Source organism: Ruegeria sp. L11 (assembly GCF_056531755.1).
Genome location: NZ_JBQFMI010000005.1, coordinates 60382 through 75885, shown reverse-complemented (window position 1 = coordinate 75885; position 15504 = coordinate 60382). Strand labels below are relative to the sequence as shown.

The 15504-nt window shown below is 57.1% G+C and carries 20 protein-coding genes and 1 tRNA gene; 12 read left to right on the top strand and 9 right to left on the bottom strand.

What is annotated here, in order from left to right; all coding sequences use genetic code 11:
- Positions 1-43 precede the first annotated feature (43 nt).
- Both ACR0CE_RS11660 and ACR0CE_RS11655 read left to right on the top strand, forming a co-directional pair.
- Positions 44-283, top strand: coding sequence for a DUF6868 family protein (locus ACR0CE_RS11660; RefSeq protein WP_480483809.1), 240 nt, complete (start codon positions 44-46; stop codon positions 281-283).
- Positions 284-371: 88 nt separating this feature from the next.
- Complete coding sequence (locus tag ACR0CE_RS11655) at positions 372-686, top strand: DUF1244 domain-containing protein (protein WP_267365127.1); 315 nt, start codon at positions 372-374, stop codon at positions 684-686.
- Positions 687-729: 43 nt separating this feature from the next.
- On the opposite strand, the gene ACR0CE_RS11650 is transcribed toward ACR0CE_RS11655, so the two are convergent.
- The 3 genes from ACR0CE_RS11650 to dgcN all read right to left on the bottom strand — a co-directional run bounded on the left by ACR0CE_RS11650 (position 730) and on the right by dgcN (position 3643).
- Positions 730-1590 carry a D-amino-acid transaminase gene (locus ACR0CE_RS11650; protein WP_480487222.1) on the bottom strand — a complete coding sequence of 287 codons (861 nt, stop codon included), beginning with the start codon at positions 1588-1590 and terminating at the stop codon, positions 730-732.
- Positions 1591-1600: 10 nt separating this feature from the next.
- A complete protein-coding gene (gene dgcA, locus ACR0CE_RS11645) occupies positions 1601-2566 on the bottom strand; it encodes an N-acetyl-D-Glu racemase DgcA (RefSeq protein WP_480487224.1) in 966 nt (321 codons plus the stop codon).
- A 75-nt stretch (positions 2567-2641) separates the two neighbouring features.
- Entirely contained in the window at positions 2642-3643 is a 1002-nt protein-coding gene (dgcN, locus tag ACR0CE_RS11640; protein WP_480832539.1) for an N-acetyltransferase DgcN, read from the bottom strand.
- Positions 3644-3938: 295 nt separating this feature from the next.
- On the opposite strand from dgcN, the gene ACR0CE_RS11635 reads away from it, so the two are divergent.
- Positions 3939-4901, top strand: a complete 963-nt coding sequence (locus ACR0CE_RS11635; protein WP_480832537.1) for an L-malyl-CoA/beta-methylmalyl-CoA lyase — start codon at positions 3939-3941, stop codon at positions 4899-4901.
- A 50-nt stretch (positions 4902-4951) separates the two neighbouring features.
- Here ACR0CE_RS11635 and ACR0CE_RS11630 read toward each other — a convergent pair whose 3' ends face one another.
- Together ACR0CE_RS11630 and ACR0CE_RS11625 are read right to left on the bottom strand one after the other, a co-directional pair.
- A complete protein-coding gene (locus ACR0CE_RS11630; protein ID WP_480774194.1) occupies positions 4952-5530 on the bottom strand; it encodes a PA14 domain-containing protein in 579 nt (192 codons plus the stop codon).
- Positions 5531-5649: 119 nt separating this feature from the next.
- Positions 5650-6102, bottom strand: a complete 453-nt coding sequence (locus ACR0CE_RS11625; protein WP_480774195.1) for an Lrp/AsnC family transcriptional regulator — start codon at positions 6100-6102, stop codon at positions 5650-5652.
- Between the two features lie 73 nt (positions 6103-6175).
- Between ACR0CE_RS11625 and ACR0CE_RS11620 the strand changes: the two genes are divergently transcribed.
- Both ACR0CE_RS11620 and ACR0CE_RS11615 read left to right on the top strand, forming a co-directional pair.
- Entirely contained in the window at positions 6176-6772 is a 597-nt protein-coding gene (locus ACR0CE_RS11620; protein WP_480487232.1) for a LysE family translocator, read from the top strand.
- Between the two features lie 185 nt (positions 6773-6957).
- Positions 6958-7920 carry an acetyl-CoA carboxylase carboxyltransferase subunit alpha gene (locus ACR0CE_RS11615; RefSeq protein ID WP_480832535.1) on the top strand — a complete coding sequence of 321 codons (963 nt, stop codon included), beginning with the start codon at positions 6958-6960 and terminating at the stop codon, positions 7918-7920.
- Between the two features lie 3 nt (positions 7921-7923).
- On the opposite strand, the gene ACR0CE_RS11610 is transcribed toward ACR0CE_RS11615, so the two are convergent.
- From ACR0CE_RS11610 to ACR0CE_RS11600, 3 genes are all read right to left on the bottom strand, one after another.
- Complete coding sequence (locus ACR0CE_RS11610; RefSeq protein ID WP_480832533.1) at positions 7924-9054, bottom strand: lytic murein transglycosylase; 1131 nt, start codon at positions 9052-9054, stop codon at positions 7924-7926.
- Positions 9055-9167: 113 nt separating this feature from the next.
- Positions 9168-9815 carry a GntR family transcriptional regulator gene (locus tag ACR0CE_RS11605; RefSeq protein WP_480473964.1) on the bottom strand — a complete coding sequence of 216 codons (648 nt, stop codon included), beginning with the start codon at positions 9813-9815 and terminating at the stop codon, positions 9168-9170.
- A gap of 30 nt (positions 9816-9845) precedes the next feature.
- The gene (locus ACR0CE_RS11600; protein ID WP_480483820.1) at positions 9846-10541 is read right to left on the bottom strand and encodes a M48 family metallopeptidase; all 696 of its coding nucleotides are present in this window, start codon (positions 10539-10541) and stop codon (positions 9846-9848) included.
- A 100-nt stretch (positions 10542-10641) separates the two neighbouring features.
- On the opposite strand from ACR0CE_RS11600, the gene ACR0CE_RS11595 reads away from it, so the two are divergent.
- From ACR0CE_RS11595 to ACR0CE_RS11565, 7 genes are all read left to right on the top strand, one after another.
- Positions 10642-10968: a TIGR02300 family protein gene (locus ACR0CE_RS11595; protein WP_267366159.1), complete on the top strand. Its 327-nt coding sequence runs from the start codon at positions 10642-10644 to the stop codon at positions 10966-10968.
- Positions 10969-11111: 143 nt separating this feature from the next.
- Positions 11112-11187, top strand: a tRNA-Ala gene (locus ACR0CE_RS11590).
- Between the two features lie 880 nt (positions 11188-12067).
- On the top strand, positions 12068-12313 hold the full coding sequence (locus ACR0CE_RS11585) for a hypothetical protein (RefSeq protein WP_480832530.1): 246 nt from the start codon (positions 12068-12070) through the stop codon (positions 12311-12313).
- Positions 12314-12408: 95 nt separating this feature from the next.
- Positions 12409-12840, top strand: a complete 432-nt coding sequence (locus ACR0CE_RS11580; protein WP_480832529.1) for a c-type cytochrome — start codon at positions 12409-12411, stop codon at positions 12838-12840.
- A 10-nt stretch (positions 12841-12850) separates the two neighbouring features.
- A complete protein-coding gene (locus ACR0CE_RS11575) occupies positions 12851-13192 on the top strand; it encodes a copper resistance CopC family protein (RefSeq protein ID WP_480832527.1) in 342 nt (113 codons plus the stop codon).
- 2 nt (positions 13193-13194) lie between these two features.
- On the top strand, positions 13195-14061 hold the full coding sequence (locus ACR0CE_RS11570; protein ID WP_480832525.1) for a copper resistance D family protein: 867 nt from the start codon (positions 13195-13197) through the stop codon (positions 14059-14061).
- Positions 14062-14072: 11 nt separating this feature from the next.
- Complete coding sequence (locus ACR0CE_RS11565; RefSeq protein WP_480483825.1) at positions 14073-14507, top strand: c-type cytochrome; 435 nt, start codon at positions 14073-14075, stop codon at positions 14505-14507.
- A 337-nt stretch (positions 14508-14844) separates the two neighbouring features.
- On the opposite strand, the gene ACR0CE_RS11560 is transcribed toward ACR0CE_RS11565, so the two are convergent.
- Positions 14845-15504 (bottom strand): DUF2461 domain-containing protein, encoded by a 660-nt coding sequence (locus ACR0CE_RS11560; RefSeq protein ID WP_480832523.1) that lies wholly within the window; start codon positions 15502-15504, stop codon positions 14845-14847.

The following is a 15504-nucleotide window of genomic DNA, read 5'->3' as shown; positions in this document are numbered from 1 at the left end:
GCAATGCCTCTGATCCCCATATATTGCGGGAAAGGGGATCGTCATGACACATGAGTTTCTGACAACGTTTTTCGGTTGGGTGGCCGCGCTTAATATCGCGGTTTTGCTGTTCACCACCGTCATGATTCTGCTTTTGCAGGACTGGATCGCTGGCATTCACGGCAGGATGTTTCAGATGGATCGCGCCGACGTGAAACGTGCCTATTTCAGATACCTTGCCAACTACAAGATCCTGACACTGATCTTTTGCATCGTGCCCTGGCTAGCCTTGAAACTGATGTAGGTAGCGCTGACCACGAGCGCCGTTGTTGTAACGACACGGCAGGATTGTTAGGTCAAACGCAACACACACTGCCTTCCGGAGCCACATGATGGACAAGCAAACCGAAATCGAACTTCAGGCTGCCGCCTTTCGTCGGCTGCAAAAGCACCTGATGGAAGACCGCACCGATGTGCAGAACATCGACATGATGAATCTGGCCGGGTTCTGCCGAAACTGCCTGTCACGGTGGTATCAGGAAGCGGCCAATGAAAAGGGGATCGAGATGGGCAAGGACGAGGCCCGAGAACTTTTCTACGGCATGACCATGGATGAATGGAAAGCCAATTATCAAACCGAGGCCAGCGCTGAAAAACAGGCCGCTTTCAAGGTCGCGTTTGAAGAGAATGTAACGAAAAAGGGCTAGGCCCAATACGAAAAAGGCCCGCCAGATTGGCGGGCCTTTTTCTTTAGATCGCCGCCTTGCGGCTTTCGTCCAGATAAATCTCGCGCAAGCGTTTTGCAATCGGCCCCGGCGTACCGTCACCCAGCGCAACTCCGTCGATTTCAACCACCGGCATCACAAAGGCACTGGCCGAGGTGGTGAATGCTTCGTCCGCCTCTTTGGCTTCGTCGATGGTGAACAGACGCTCTTCGATTTCCATCTGCGCCTCAGCCGCCATGCGCAGCACGGCCTTTCGGGTGATGCCGTGCAGGATGTCGTTGGACAGCGGGCGGGTGACAATCTTGCCGTTTTTGACGAAATAGGCGTTGTTGCTGGTGCCCTCGGTCACAAAGCCGTCCTCGACCAGCCATGCGTCGTCGCAACCTGCCTTCTTGGCCATCATCTTGCCCATCGACGGGTAGAGCAATTGCACCGTTTTGATGTCGCGGCGGCCCCAGCGGATGTCTTCGATCGAGATGATCTTGGCGCCTTTCCTTGCCGCCGGGCTGTCAGCCAGCCCCGGCTTGTTCTGCGTGAACAGAACGAGGCTGGGCTGGGTATCTGCCGACGGAAACACAAAATCCCGGTCGCCATCGCTGCCGCGCGAAACCTGCAGATAGACCAAACCTTCCTCGATACCGTTCAGCTCAATCAGCTTACGGTGGATTTCCAACAGTTCATCCTTGGTGCAGGGCTCGGCCATCTCCAGCTCGTCCAGCGAGCGCTTCAGACGGACTGAGTGACCTTCGAAGTCGATCAGCTTGCCGTCCAGCACACTGGTGACTTCGTAGACCGCGTCCGCAAACAGGAAGCCACGGTCAAAAATGGAAACCTTGGCCTCGGTCTCCGGCAGATATTCGCCATTTACGTAAACAGTGCGGATCATGTTCGTCTCCTCAACCCCAAAGTGCGGCCGCAGGCGGGTGCACTCCGGCGTCGTCAAAATCCAGCGGGGTGTCGCGGTCTTCGGCCAACAGAAGCGGGCCGTCAAGGTCCGTTACCATCGCACCCTGCGCCAGCAATGTCGCAGGTGCCATGGCAAGCGAGCTGCCGACCATACATCCCACCATAATGTCATAGCCTTCGGCTATCGCCGCTTTGCGCAACTCCAGCGCCTCGGTCAGGCCCCCGGTCTTGTCGAGCTTGATGTTGATGACATCATATTTGCCCTTCAACTTGGGCAGGCTGGCGCGGTCATGGCAGGACTCGTCAGCACAGACTGGCACCGGGCGCTTCATCCCGATCAATGCGTCGTCATCTCCTGCGGGCAAGGGCTGTTCCACCAACGCCACGCCCAGCCGCACCAGATGCGGCGCGAGGTCGGCGTAAACCTCGGCCGACCAGCCTTCGTTTGCATCCACAATGATCTTGGAGTTCGGAGCCCCTGCTCGCACTGCCTCAAGCCGGGGCATATCATCGGGCGTGCCCAGCTTGATCTTCAGAAGCGGGCGATGCGCGTTCCCGGCGGCCTGCGCCTGCATTGCCTCAGGGGTGTCCAGCGACAATGTATAGGCGGTGATCTCGGGGCCGGGCTTGGGCAGACCTGCCAGGTCCCAGGCGCGTTTGCCGTTTCGTTTGCACTCCAGATCCCACAGGGCGCAATCCACGGCGTTCCGCGCGGCACCTGCTGGCAGCAGATCCATCAGCGTCTGGCGGGTGAAATCCGCGGGCAGACCGGCAATCTCGGCCTCTACGGACTCCAGCGTTTCGTCATAACGCGCATAAGGAACGCATTCGCCCCAGCCCTGATGAGTTCCGTCCGACACCCGAACCGTCAGCACCTTTGCTTCGGTCCGCGACCCGCGCGAGATGGTGAAGACCTGCGCCAGCCGGAACACATCGCGAGAAACCTCAATCTGCACGCACCCGTTCCTTCATCTTTTCCCAAATACTCACGCCGGAGGCGAAACAGCCCCGCCACCGGCGCATTGTTCAGATCACATTGCGGCCAGCGCGTCCACCAGCTTGCCCGAACCAAAGCGGAACGGGTCGGTCGCTGGCAGGCCCATATCCGCTTCGATCTTGGCCAGGTAGGCGGTCGCGTCAGCCTCGGACATGTGCTGCGTGTTGACCGAAACGCCAACAACCTGACAATCCGGGTTTGCCACTTTGGCCAGCGCCAGCGCGGTGTCGCGCAGGGCTTCCAATGCCGGCAGTTGATAGGTTGGCAAGCCGCGCATATGCGCACGGGTCGGTTCATGGCTCAGGATCAGGGCGTCCGGCTGGCCGCCATGGATCAGCGCCATGGTCACGCCGGAATAGGATACGTGGAACAATGATCCCTGCCCTTCGATCAGATCCCAGTGCTCCTCGTCATTGTCCGGTGTCAGCCATTCGACCGAACCAGCCATGAAATCGGCAATGACTGCGTCCAGCGGCACACCGTCACCGGTGATCAGGATGCCGGTCTGGCCGGTCGCGCGGAAGGTCGATTTCATCCCGCGCTCACGCATCTCGGCGTCCATCGCCAGCGCGGTGTACATCTTGCCAACCGAACAGTCTGTTCCGACGGCCAGACACCGCTTGCCCTTGCGCTTGATCCCGTTTGCGATCGGATAATCGATCTCGGGCACCCGTACATCATGCAGTTTTCGCCCGGTTGCTTCGGCAACGGCTACCAGGTCGGGCTCATCCCGCAGCAGGTTATGCAACCCCGAGGCCAGGTCGAACCCTTCCTCAAGCGCCATAACCAGAACCTTTTTCCAGTCCTGGCTGATCACACCGCCGCGGTTTGCCACGCCGATCACCAGCGTCTTGGCTCCGGCTTCTTTCGCTTCGGTCAGGGTCATGTCAGTCAGGCCCAGATCGGCCTTGCAGCCATCCATTCGATACTGGCCCACGGCGTTCTCCGGACGCCAGTCCTTGATCCCAACAGCCACTTTGGCCGCCAATTGGTCGGGCGCATCGCCCAGGAACAGCAGGTACGGTGTCTCGATCATTGCGGTCACTCCTTTGATTCCGGGGCAGGCTAGAGAAGCGGCAAAACGAGCGCTTCGCGTTTTGGCCCGTCAACCACGGCCCATGCGCGAGTTTCTTGTGCAATATTCGCAATGCGCGCAAAAATCTTCGAAGTTTTCAAAATGATTAAACTTTAATCACCCCAGTCGGGCAGTTTTGAAGCCGCTTTCTGCAACCGCATTGCCGCAGATGCACAATCGCTCTTGCGCCGCACCACGCAATTTAATACCTCATTGAGCAGAAAAATCGTAATTTCATTACTCAGACGAGGTCCAGATGAGCTTTCGCATCCAACCTGCCGCACCGGCGCGCCCCAATCGCTGTCAGCTGTTTGGCCCGGGATCGAACACCAAACTGTTCCAGAAGATGGCAGCATCCGCCGCAGATGTGATCAACCTCGATCTTGAGGACTCGGTTGCGCCTTCAGACAAGGATGCGGCCCGCGCCAATGTCATCGAAGCACTGAACACCGTGGATTGGGGCAACAAATACATGTCCGTTCGCATCAACGGATTGGACACCCCGTACTGGTATCGCGACGTTGTCGATGTACTGGAACAGGCGGGCGACCGTCTGGATCAGATCATGATCCCCAAAGTCGGCTGCGCGGCGGATGTCTATGCGGTGGACGCACTGGTCACTGCCATTGAACGCGCCAAAGGTCGTGCCAAACCGATCAGCTTCGAGGTTATCATCGAATCCGCAGCTGGCATCGCCCATGCCGAAGAAATCGCGGCCTCCTCGCCCCGTTTGCAGGCTATGAGCCTGGGAGCTGCGGATTTTGCTGCCTCGATGGGGATGCAGACAACCGGCATCGGCGGCACGCAGGAAAATTATTACATGCTGCACGAGGGTGCGAAACACTGGTCCGATCCATGGCACTGGGCACAGGCCGCCATCGTTGCCGCGTGCCGCACCCATGGCGTGCTGCCAGTCGACGGGCCCTTCGGTGATTTCAGCGATGACGAGGGGTACATTGCGCAGGCCAAACGCTCGGCCACGCTGGGCATGGTCGGTAAATGGGCGATCCACCCCAAGCAGATCGCGCTGGCCAATCAGGTGTTCACCCCATCAGAAGAAGCCGTGTCAGAGGCCCGAGAGATTCTCGCCGCGATGGAACAGGCCAAAGCCAATGGCGAAGGTGCGACAGTTTACAAAGGACGTCTGGTCGACATCGCGTCGATCAAGCAGGCCGAGGTGATCGTGGCACAGGCCGAACTGATCGCGGCCAACGGCTGAGAAACAAAAAAGGCGCCTGACCCGGCGCCTTTTTCAGGTGTTTTCTGGCGTCACCGCCCAAAGACAGCATTCGGCGTCCAGGTGAACCTTTCGCCTTTTTTACCCGACTTCATCATCAGGCAGGATGTTCCAAGCTTCTGGAAATAGATGATCTTGAGCGGGTACCACCCGGCCTTGGGCACTTCGACTTCGGTCCGCTGGTTGGCCTCGCAGCCCTGAATACCCGTGACATAGCCGATATTCTGGCCTCCGACGAATGCTTCTATCCCGTCATTCGACCAGGTTTCCAACTCGTAAACCCCAGGCGAGTCGAACCGCATATATCCCGTAATCTCGGCGGCAACATTGTAAGCTCCGTCGAATGTCATGACATTGTCACCCTGATTGGTGTCCCTGTAATCCAATCCCTGCAACGGTTGCCCAGGCTGTGCTTTGGACAGCATGCTTTTTGCCTGACTCAGATCGCGGATCTTCTTGTGTTGATTACCTGTACCAACATATTTCACATTCAGCCCCGCCTTCGGAGAAGGCTGCGGGTTGGCAGGTTGCAGTTTCAGCGGGGCAGACAAGGCGGCCCCGGCAACCACTGACAAGGCAACTGCGGCCGCCACTGTTCGAACGCGTTTCATCGTAATCTCCCTGTTTGCGTGCCGTTATGGCTGTGCATATCCACTGGCAACGTCATTTCCACGACATTAGGCCGTGAGTTTTCGCCCTGCAAGTGAGTGTGCCTTCACAAATCAAGACGTCACGCCCGTAAATTCTTGGGCGAACCCATAACCACATAGGATGTGATCGAGGTGACATGCGGCAGCGTTCCCAACACCTCGGTATGGAAGGTCTTGTAAGACGGCAGGTCTGCACATTCGACCCGCAGCAAGTATTCGATTGTTCCCGTGATGTTGTGGCACTCGACAACTTCCGGCGCTTGTTGGAGCGCGCGTTCAAACCCCTCCTGCGCGGCCTTTGTATGCTCGCCCAGCCCTACACCGATGTAGGCGACAAAGCCGATACCCATCGCCGCCGGGTCCAGAACTGCGCGATACCCCGTGATCACCCCGGTCTTTTCAAGCTCTTGCACGCGGCGCAGACAAGCAGAAGGGGAAAGGCCCACACGCTCAGCCAGATCCAGATTGCTGATCCGTCCGTCGCGAGATAGCTCTTGCAATATCTGGCGGTTTATCCGGTCATTTTTCATCATTGATTGCACAATTACAGGAAACACGCACAAAAAAGCAATTTCATTTGCCGCAGCGCGGACAATACTTCGCTCCATGACTTATGACATCCTGATGGCCCTGATTGCTTTTGCCTTCGTAACCTCGATCACACCGGGGCCGAACAACCTGATGCTGATGGCTTCGGGGGCGAATTTCGGCTTCCGACGCTCGATCCCGCATATGTTGGGCATTGGGCTTGGCTTTACCTTCATGGTGCTGCTTGTCGGGGCCGGTCTGGTGCAGGTCTTTGACCGGTATCCCGTCAGCTATACGGTGTTGAAAGTCCTGTCGGTGATCTATCTGCTCTATCTGGCCTGGAAGATCGCGCATGCCGCGCCGGCAAACAGCGCCGAAGCCACCGGCGTGCCCATGACATTTCTGCAAGCCGCAGCGTTTCAATGGGTAAACCCAAAAGCCTGGGCCATGGCCCTGACCGCCACCACGGCCTATACGCCAGATCGGACGATGTATGCGATTGCCATCGTTGCGTTTGTCTTCGGAGCCGTCAACTTACCGTCCGTCAGCACATGGACCGTTCTGGGACAGCAGATGGCCCGGATGCTGACGAACCCGCGCAGATTGGTCCTATTCAACTGGACAATGGCTGTGCTGCTTGTGGTTTCGCTCTATCCCGTGCTTTGGCCGGGGTGAGTTTCCTCAATGGTCGATTTCAGCGATTGTTTTGCTGGGCATGTCGGGAATGTACTGGCAAGCAAACGAATCTCTTAATCTGATCAACGGCTTTTGACATGAAAGATGCCGCTTCCGTGTCATCTAGTTGCATCTGAGGCCAGCCAGCGGCATATAGCTAGGAAATTTCACGCAGATGAGGCGTCATGACCCAGTATCTGGATTTCGAAAAACCGCTGGCCGAGATCGAAGGCAAAGCTGAAGAGCTGCGCGCGCTGGCCCGTGCCAACGAAGAAATGGATGTGGCCGAAGAAGCCGCCGCGCTGGATGCCAAAGCCTCCAAGCTGCTGGATGAACTCTATCGCGACCTGACACCCTGGCGGAAGTGCCAGGTAGCGCGTCACCCGGAACGCCCGCATTGCAAGGATTACGTGGACGCATTGTTCACCGAGTTCACACCGCTGGCTGGTGACCGGAACTTTGCCGACGATCTGGCCGTTATCGGTGGTCTTGCGCGCTTTGACGATCAGCCGGTAATGGTGATCGGCCACGAAAAGGGCAGCGATACCAAGTCGCGGATCGAACGCAATTTCGGGATGGCCCGCCCCGAGGGGTATCGCAAGGCCGTGCGCCTGATGGAGATGGCGGGGCGTTTTGGCCTGCCCGTCATTACCCTGATCGACACCGCTGGTGCCTATCCTGGCAAAGGAGCCGAGGAGCGCGGTCAATCCGAGGCGATTGCCCGGTCGACCGAGATGTGCCTGAAAATCGGCGTGCCGCTGGTTTCGGTCATCATCGGCGAAGGCGGCTCGGGCGGCGCTGTGGCGTTTGCGACCGCTAACCGTGTGGCGATGCTGGAGCATTCGGTCTATTCGGTGATCTCGCCAGAAGGCTGCGCATCGATCCTGTGGAAAGATGCCGAAAAGATGCGTGAAGCGGCCGAGGCGCTGCGTTTAACCGCTCAGGATTTGCACAAACTGGGTGTGTGTGACCGGATCATCCCGGAGCCCAAGGGTGGCGCACATCGCGATCGTCCGTCAACGGTTGAGTCGGTGCGCGCGGCCATCACCGCCATGTTGGCGGAACTGGACGGCAAGGATGGGGCGGCCCTGATAAAAGACCGCCGTCAGAAATTCCTTGATATCGGGTCGAAAGGGCTGGCGGCGTAACCGTCAGCCACCCAACCTGCGCAACAACGCAACCGAAGGCTCACCTGTCACGGGCAGACCATTGGCGCTTTGATAAGCGCTGATGGCTGTGGTGGTGTTGTTTCCGATCACGCCATCTGCGCCCTGCGTGTCATACCCCGCAGATGTCAGGCGGCGCTGCAATTCCTTGCGGTCGTCCAGTGTCAGCCCGTTTGCATCCGGCCCGAACGAGGCCTGAAACGGCGCGCCGCCCGCGATCCTGTCCGCCAGATGACCGACACCAATCGCGTAGCTGTCCGAGTTGTTGTAGCGTTTGATCACCTGGAAATTGCGGAACACGGCGATGCGGGGGCCAGGTTTTTGCGGCTGCAATACGGCCACCGAAGTACCGGAAACGGTTCCGGCCTCTCCGCCCCAGGGTTGGCCCCGCACCCAACCTGCACGCGAAAGATAAGCAGCGGTCGAAGCCAGCGAATCTGTCGGGTCGTCTGACCAGATGTCGCGCCGCCCGTCGCCGGTGAAATCCACGGCATAGGCAAGATACGAGGTCGGAATGAACTGCGTGTGCCCCATCGCCCCGGCCCAACTGCCAGTCATCTTAGCGGGCGTGGTATCGCCGTTCTGAAGGATTTTCATCGCCGCGATCAGCTGGCTTTCAAAGAACTGCCCGCGTCGGCCATCATAAGCCAGCGTAGACAGCGCCGATACAACGGGCACATCACCGCGGCGCGCGCCATAGCGGCTTTCCAGCCCCCAGACGGCCACGACGATTTCCTTATCCACGCCATATTGCGCCTCGATCCGCGACAGGGTGCCGTTATGTTGCCGAAGCATCTGCTGGCCGGTGCTGATCCGCTCGTCCGACGCCGCGATGGCTAGGTAGTCTTCGAGGCTGCGCTTGAATTCGACCTGATTTCGGTCGCGTTCGATTACGTCGGGCAAATACCCAGCCCCCTGAAAGGCGCGGTCAACGGTTGTCCGAGATATTCCCTGCGACACTGCCCTGCCCTTGAAACCGGCAACCCAGGCATCCCACCCGGCATTGGGAACTGCCCGCATCCGGGTTGCAGGCGTGCCGGACGGAGCGGCACCGCCCGTGCAGGCGGCCAAAAGCGTTGATCCGAGGCAAATGGAAAAGGTCCGGCGAGTGATCATGGTTTGGGTCTGCTCTTGTTTGTGATTTGCCGCAAGAGTAACCCAGCCGGGTTGCACAGGCCAGAACAGTGACACCTTGGAAGGGCGCTTTGACGATGTCGGCAGGAAGCCGCTCAGCTGACCAGCAAACGCAGCCCTTGTGTCACATCCGAGCGCACTGCCAGCCGCAATCCCGGCTCGTCCCCGGCCTTAAGCGCGGCGATGATCAGCTTGTGGTAATGTGGCGGCTCTGCGCGTCTGAGGCGTCCGTAAAGAGCCCGCATCGTCGGCCCAAGCTGCAGCCAGACAGTTTCGGCAATGGCCAGCATCGCAGGAGCCTGAGCGCGCAGATACAGGGTTCTGTGAAATTCCAGGTTCGAACGGATATAGCCAACCGCATCCCGTTTGGTCACCATCTCGGCAACTGTCATGTTGATGCTCTGCAACCTATCGATCAGGGCCATGTGTGCCCTGGGCAAGGCCCGGCTTGCCAGTTCGACCTCAAGCAAGGCGCGCAAGGCAGCCAGTTCCTCAATCCGGTCATTCGTCAGCTCCGGGGTCGATACCCGGCCCGATGTAGACAGGAACAATGCCCCTTCTGCGGCCAGGCGGCGCACCGCCTCTCGCGCCGGGGTCATTGAGACGCCGAACTCCTTGCCGATGCCCCGCAGGGTCAGGGCCTGCCCCGGTGCCATCTCACCATGCATGATCCGGGATCGCAGTGCCCGGTACACCCGGTCATGTGTTGCGGTCTGGGTTTCGGAAGGGCGCGCGGTCAACATATGCTCATGTGATCACAAAAAGGCGCCACGTCAACTCGGCTCGGTATCAAATCTGTAGCGATGCAACTCGGCCCCGTTGTCGCGCAACCAGCGGCGGGGCGGCTTATACGGGCCAAATATCTTTTCGACCTGCGCCCAGAAGGCAGGTGAGTGGTTCATCTCGGCAAGATGTGCCACCTCATGCGCCGCAACATAGTGCAACACATCAGGAGGCGCCAGAATAAGGCGCCACGAAAACATCAATCCGCCATGCGAGCTGCACGACCCCCAACGCGACCGCGTGTCACGCAGGCTGAGTGTCGTGTACGAACGCCCCAGCATGGCTGCATAATCATCACAGGCTCCGGTCAACCGGTCCCGCGCCAGTTCCTTCAGGAACCGGCCCAACCTGCGGGCCTCGGCTCCTGTGGGCACGGCAACCTCATCTGCATTCAGCAGAACCCGCCGCCCGGTTGCAGGAACGATTCGGCGCGCTTTCCCTTCGATCGGGATCACTTGCCCAAACTGCACGGTGGTCATATCGGGCCGACCCTGAAGATGCTGCCGGATCCACCCTTCTTTGGTGCGCGCAAAACTCAAGGCCTCAGATTCCGGCACGCCATTCGGGTAAGTCAACGTGACGCGCCCATCCAGCTGGGAGATTCGCAGGCTGATACGCCGCGCCCGAGCCGATTTGCGCAATCTCAGTGGCACCGGCGGTGTCCCTGGCAATGCGTGCTCTCCCATATCGCGACCTCTCTTGCGCAAAGACTTTGACAGTGCCCTCTGCCTGTGGCAGGTGAGCTGAATCATTTAGACGACTCACCTGATATCAAGGGGATTTGACATGCCCAAGGAAGAATGGGGCGTAAAGCGTGTTTGCCCGACAACCGGTAAGCGGTTTTACGACCTGAACAAGGACCCGATCATCAGCCCCTACACTGGCGAGATCGTGGAGCTTGAAACATCCAAAAGCCGTATGATCTCGGCGGATGCAGAAGACGCAGCTTCGGTCAAAGCACGTGAAAACACGGCGGATGACGATCTGGTTCTGGACGATGATGACAACGTCGACGTGGATTTGGATGACGATCTGCTGGACGATGATGATGACGACAATGATGATGTTTCTCTGGACGACATCACCGACATGTCATCAGACGACGACAACTGACCAAGTAAAAGGCGATCCCCAGGGTCGCCTTTTTCACCTGAGGAGCAGCCCGGGTGAAAATTCGCGCCCGATTCAAACTTTGGACTTGCACTCGCTGCCGCTGTCTCCTAAACGTCCGTCCACCGTACCGATGGTACAATGATGGGGCCTTAGCTCAGTTGGGAGAGCGCTTGCATGGCATGCAAGAGGTCAGGGGTTCGACTCCCCTAGGCTCCACCAAAACCTAACAATACAACCAGATAGCAAGCATTAGAGCGGTGTGACACACAGGTGTGACACAAAATGAAGCTGTATGCATATCTCTCTCTGTCCCGACACGGCATCTACTACTTCCGTTGGCCCTTGCCCGACACAAGACCAAGCACCAAACGTCGGGCAGTGCATTGATCTGTCGCCCACCAGCCCCGGAAAACATCATTCCAACGGATCAGAGGCCGACGATGCACTAACAATCAAACTGGACCAGTCAGATGAGGCTGTTCACTATCAACAGCGGCCTCGTGATCACCAAACATAAACTGGCTAGACTGGTTGTTTGCGAGTGCGCCTTTGCTAAGTAGCTTACTCAAACGCCCCACAACGAGCTTCGCCGATAGCGTCATGGTGGGGTGCATAGCAACCCTCTACACCATGGCCGTGCCAGTCACCGTGGTGATGCCTGCCCGTACATCCGGCAATAGCTATTAGTACGGCCAAAAGCGTCACCGCTATCCGGGATGTATTTATGCTATGGCTCTCATCCATGTGCGAAGCACCTTTCTAACAATTTGGCAATCGACGCTATGACACAGGTCATCGCACATCCACAGCGTCGTCCACATCACTGCAGTTAGGGGGTTATTAAGACGGTCCTTCTCGTATTGCTGTCTAGGAAAAAGGGGAAACTTCAATCAATTGTCCGAACAAAAGCTGGTCGTGATCCGAGAAACCAAAGGGCTGGCGTTGTCATACTTATTCTCATGCGGTAGCGTCTCGAACCATGGTCATCCGACGATACTCACTTTTGCTACTCGCTGGCATTCTGGTCATCCTGTCCGGGCTTGGTGGCGTGGCTCATGCGCGATCGGATGGCTGCGTCGGTCTTGGCTGTGAAAGCCACATGCAATCAACGGAACACGCTTCCGTGGCGAATAATAGCATCGATAAATCGACCCTACACAGCCACCATGACCCGGACAGTTCAGGAACCAGCGAGTGTAATCCCTCAATCTGCCAAGCAGTTATTTTGCTTGCCCAGAACAAAGAAGCCGCGCAGGACCAACGTGAAATTGATCCAGAGTTCCAGATTGGAGCCCAAGCCAAGCCGATTGAACCAGATAACCCATACAAGCCCCCTGACCTTTGAAGCAGCGTAGATCCTTGCGAACATCTGCGACCTGCGCGTGCCGCTGTTCGCAATGAACCGCAGCACTATCAGCTTCAAAAAGTCAGGATTACTCCATGAAAAAAAGTTACTTACTCATCGGCGTTTGCACTGTCGCTGCCGTCGCCGCTTTCATAACGCTTCAGCCCGGTTTAATCGAAGAGACCGCGCCGCAGGAGGCACTTGAAGGCGATGCTATGGTCGCAATTCAAATGCCGCCAATCGAGGGCAATGCCGTAATCGGTCAGCGTGTCTTTGATGCCTCCTGCGCTACTTGCCACGGCGTCAACGCGGTCGGAGTAGATGGCGCAGGACCGCCTCTGATCCACAAGATATACGAGCCCAGCCACCACGCTGACGAAGCCTTTCAGAGGGCGGTTTCACAAGGTGTAAGAAGCCATCATTGGCAGTTTGGTGACATGCCGCCGGTCGAGGGATTGACGCGAGGTGACGTTGCCATGGTGATCGCGTACATTCGTGAAATTCAACGTGCCAACGGAATAAATTGAGGACAGGACCATGAAAAAGATCATAACGCTCGTAATCATGGCTGCTATTCCCAGCGGGGTGCTGGCGCATTCCAAGGCCGAAGAAACGACACCTGCCAACGGGGCTACTGTAACCTCTGTGCCCGCCGAAATCGGCCTCAGCTTCACCAAGGACATTCGGTTGACACGGATTGAGATGGCCCATGAAGAGCACGCGGCGGTACTCTTAGATTTGGGGGACCAGACAAGTTTCCGTCAGGTGTTCACGATCCCACTGCCGGGCAATGGAACCGGCACCTATGTCATCGAGTGGCGTGGTTTAGGTAAAGACGGCCATGCGATGCAGGGCGAATTTTCCTTTTCCGTGGAATGAGCATGCCAGACATTTGGGGAGTTGTCGCAATCCTCGCAAAGCTGGTGCTCTACATCGGCTTTGCTGGGTCCACCGGGCTTGTCGTCGTTAAGTGCCTCTATTCCGAACTAGTCGCGCCGGTAAGCCTTGCGATGAAGCGCCAAGCCTTGGTCTTGGCGTGGCTTTCCCTCGCAGCAACGGTATTTGGTTTCATGCTCCGAGGAGCCGCCTTAACGGGCGGAGTTGACGGCATGGTCGATCCAGAGATGCTTGGCTTGCTTTGGCAGACCTCCGTAGGCGACGTACTTGCTTATCGCCTTTCAGGCGCAGTTTTGATCCTTGTGGGACTGTCTGTTCCTCGCTTTGGTCTATGGATCGCGCTGTTGGGTGGCACATTGGCCATGTGGTCCTTTGCACAGATCGGACATGTACCGGAACTGGAGAGTGTTGGCGTCCAATTGTTGCTGCTGTTGCACCTGCTGTGTGTGGCCTTTTGGGTGGGTATATTTGGCCCGCTGCGGAGTATGGCTCTCATGCCTGAACACCTGACAGATGCAGCAGTGTTAGGGCACAGGTTTGGACAGGCTGCTGCACTTATTGTGCCAACGCTAGTCGCGGCGGGTCTGTGGATGGCTTGGTTGCTTGTCGGCAATCTCCAAGGGCTCTTGTTCACCGGCTACGGGCAGACGCTTTTGATCAAGGTGTTTCTTGTGGCACTGCTGTTGATCCTCGCCGCTGCCAACAAGCTCCGATTTGTTCCGGCCATGCAAAGTGGAGAGGCAATAGCAGCGCAACGCCTCGCCCGATCCATCGAGGTTGAGGCAATAATCGTATTAGTGGTGCTGGCGACAACGGCGACACTCACGAGCGTACTAACGCTTCCGAGTTAAGGTAGGTAGAGATGAACAATCACCTTTGCGCACTGGCTATATGCAGCATTGGTACGAGCCTTGCTGCAGATCATGAGTTGATAGATAGAGACCTAGCGAATGGGCAGGAACTCTACGCAGTGCACTGTGCCTCATGCCATGGAGTGAATCTGGAAGGACAACCTGACTGGCAAACACCCAACGATGACGGGGTGTTGCCCGCGCCACCACATGACGTGACAGGGCACACTTGGCACCACGACAACCAGCTACTGTTCGAGTACACCAGACTAGGTGGGGCAGACGCATTGGCAGCACGCGGCATTAAAGACTTCAACAGTGGTATGCCGGGTTTCGAGGGCACGCTGACTAACGAAGATATTTTGGACGTGTTGGGTTACATACGCTCCACATGGCCCGACGATGTTCAGCAAATGCAGGCCAGCCGCAACCTTCCCCACCAGTAAAAGACAGCTGGCCTCGTAAAGGTTTGGACGTACACAGTACACCGTAGCGGGTTGTGCAACATCAAGTGTGACTTAAAGAGAAGCCACAGTGCAAACAAGAAATCTACAATAGTATTTACGATCAGTGTATCAGGCGTTCGGCGGCGTTTCCCGCAGGCTCCACCATATCCAAACAAAAAAACAGAGGGCAAACACTGGAGCGGCGTGGCACACAGGTGCGACCCAAAATGAAGCTGCATACTTATCTCTCACTTTTCAGACACAGCGTTGAACGATTAAGGTCGGCACCTTGGCGATATCCATCGAGCCTATGTTCCCGGCATATGGAAAGATGGGGTTACTCGACCCGAGAAAGCAGCAGAAAAACAGGTAAGAGGTCGTCGAACAATTCTATAGTTCTTTCAATGAGGTTTGGTTCGATTGCAAAGGCGGGATTTCCCAGATCCATCCAGACGGTAAAGCCTTTGCGGCGCAATGCTTCATCATTTGGATGATCTTTGTCAAAAGCGGAGGGAACACGTTTCAATTCAGGATCCCCGACCCGGAATCCACGCTTTCGCATCTCAGCGGCAAGCTGTATCACCACTGCCCCCTTGGGGCCTGCCATCTCTGCTCGAAAGGCATCCAACGCTTCCTTTTCGTACTGAAACACCCCGCAGCCAAGCGCCAGATCGTCAGGTGAGAGCCCAAAGAACCACATCGGTGGCTGATCCGCATTCCCGTCAGGGATAAACGCAATATGCAGGTGTGCGTTGTAAGGTGTTTTGTCCTTGGAAAATCGGACATCCCGATGAACACGAAAAATCTTGCTGCTGTGGGTCTGGCCAGTCAGATCACGCAAGGCATCCGCCATGTTATCCGCGAAGTGCCTGCTGGCCTCCTTCAAATGGGTCTCGTAAATTGCTTTGTTGGCTGCAAACCATTCCTTCGTGTTATTGGCCCGCAAGTGCCTGAGAAAACCAAGCGCTGCGGGTGAGAAACTGTCAAATTTGGCCAT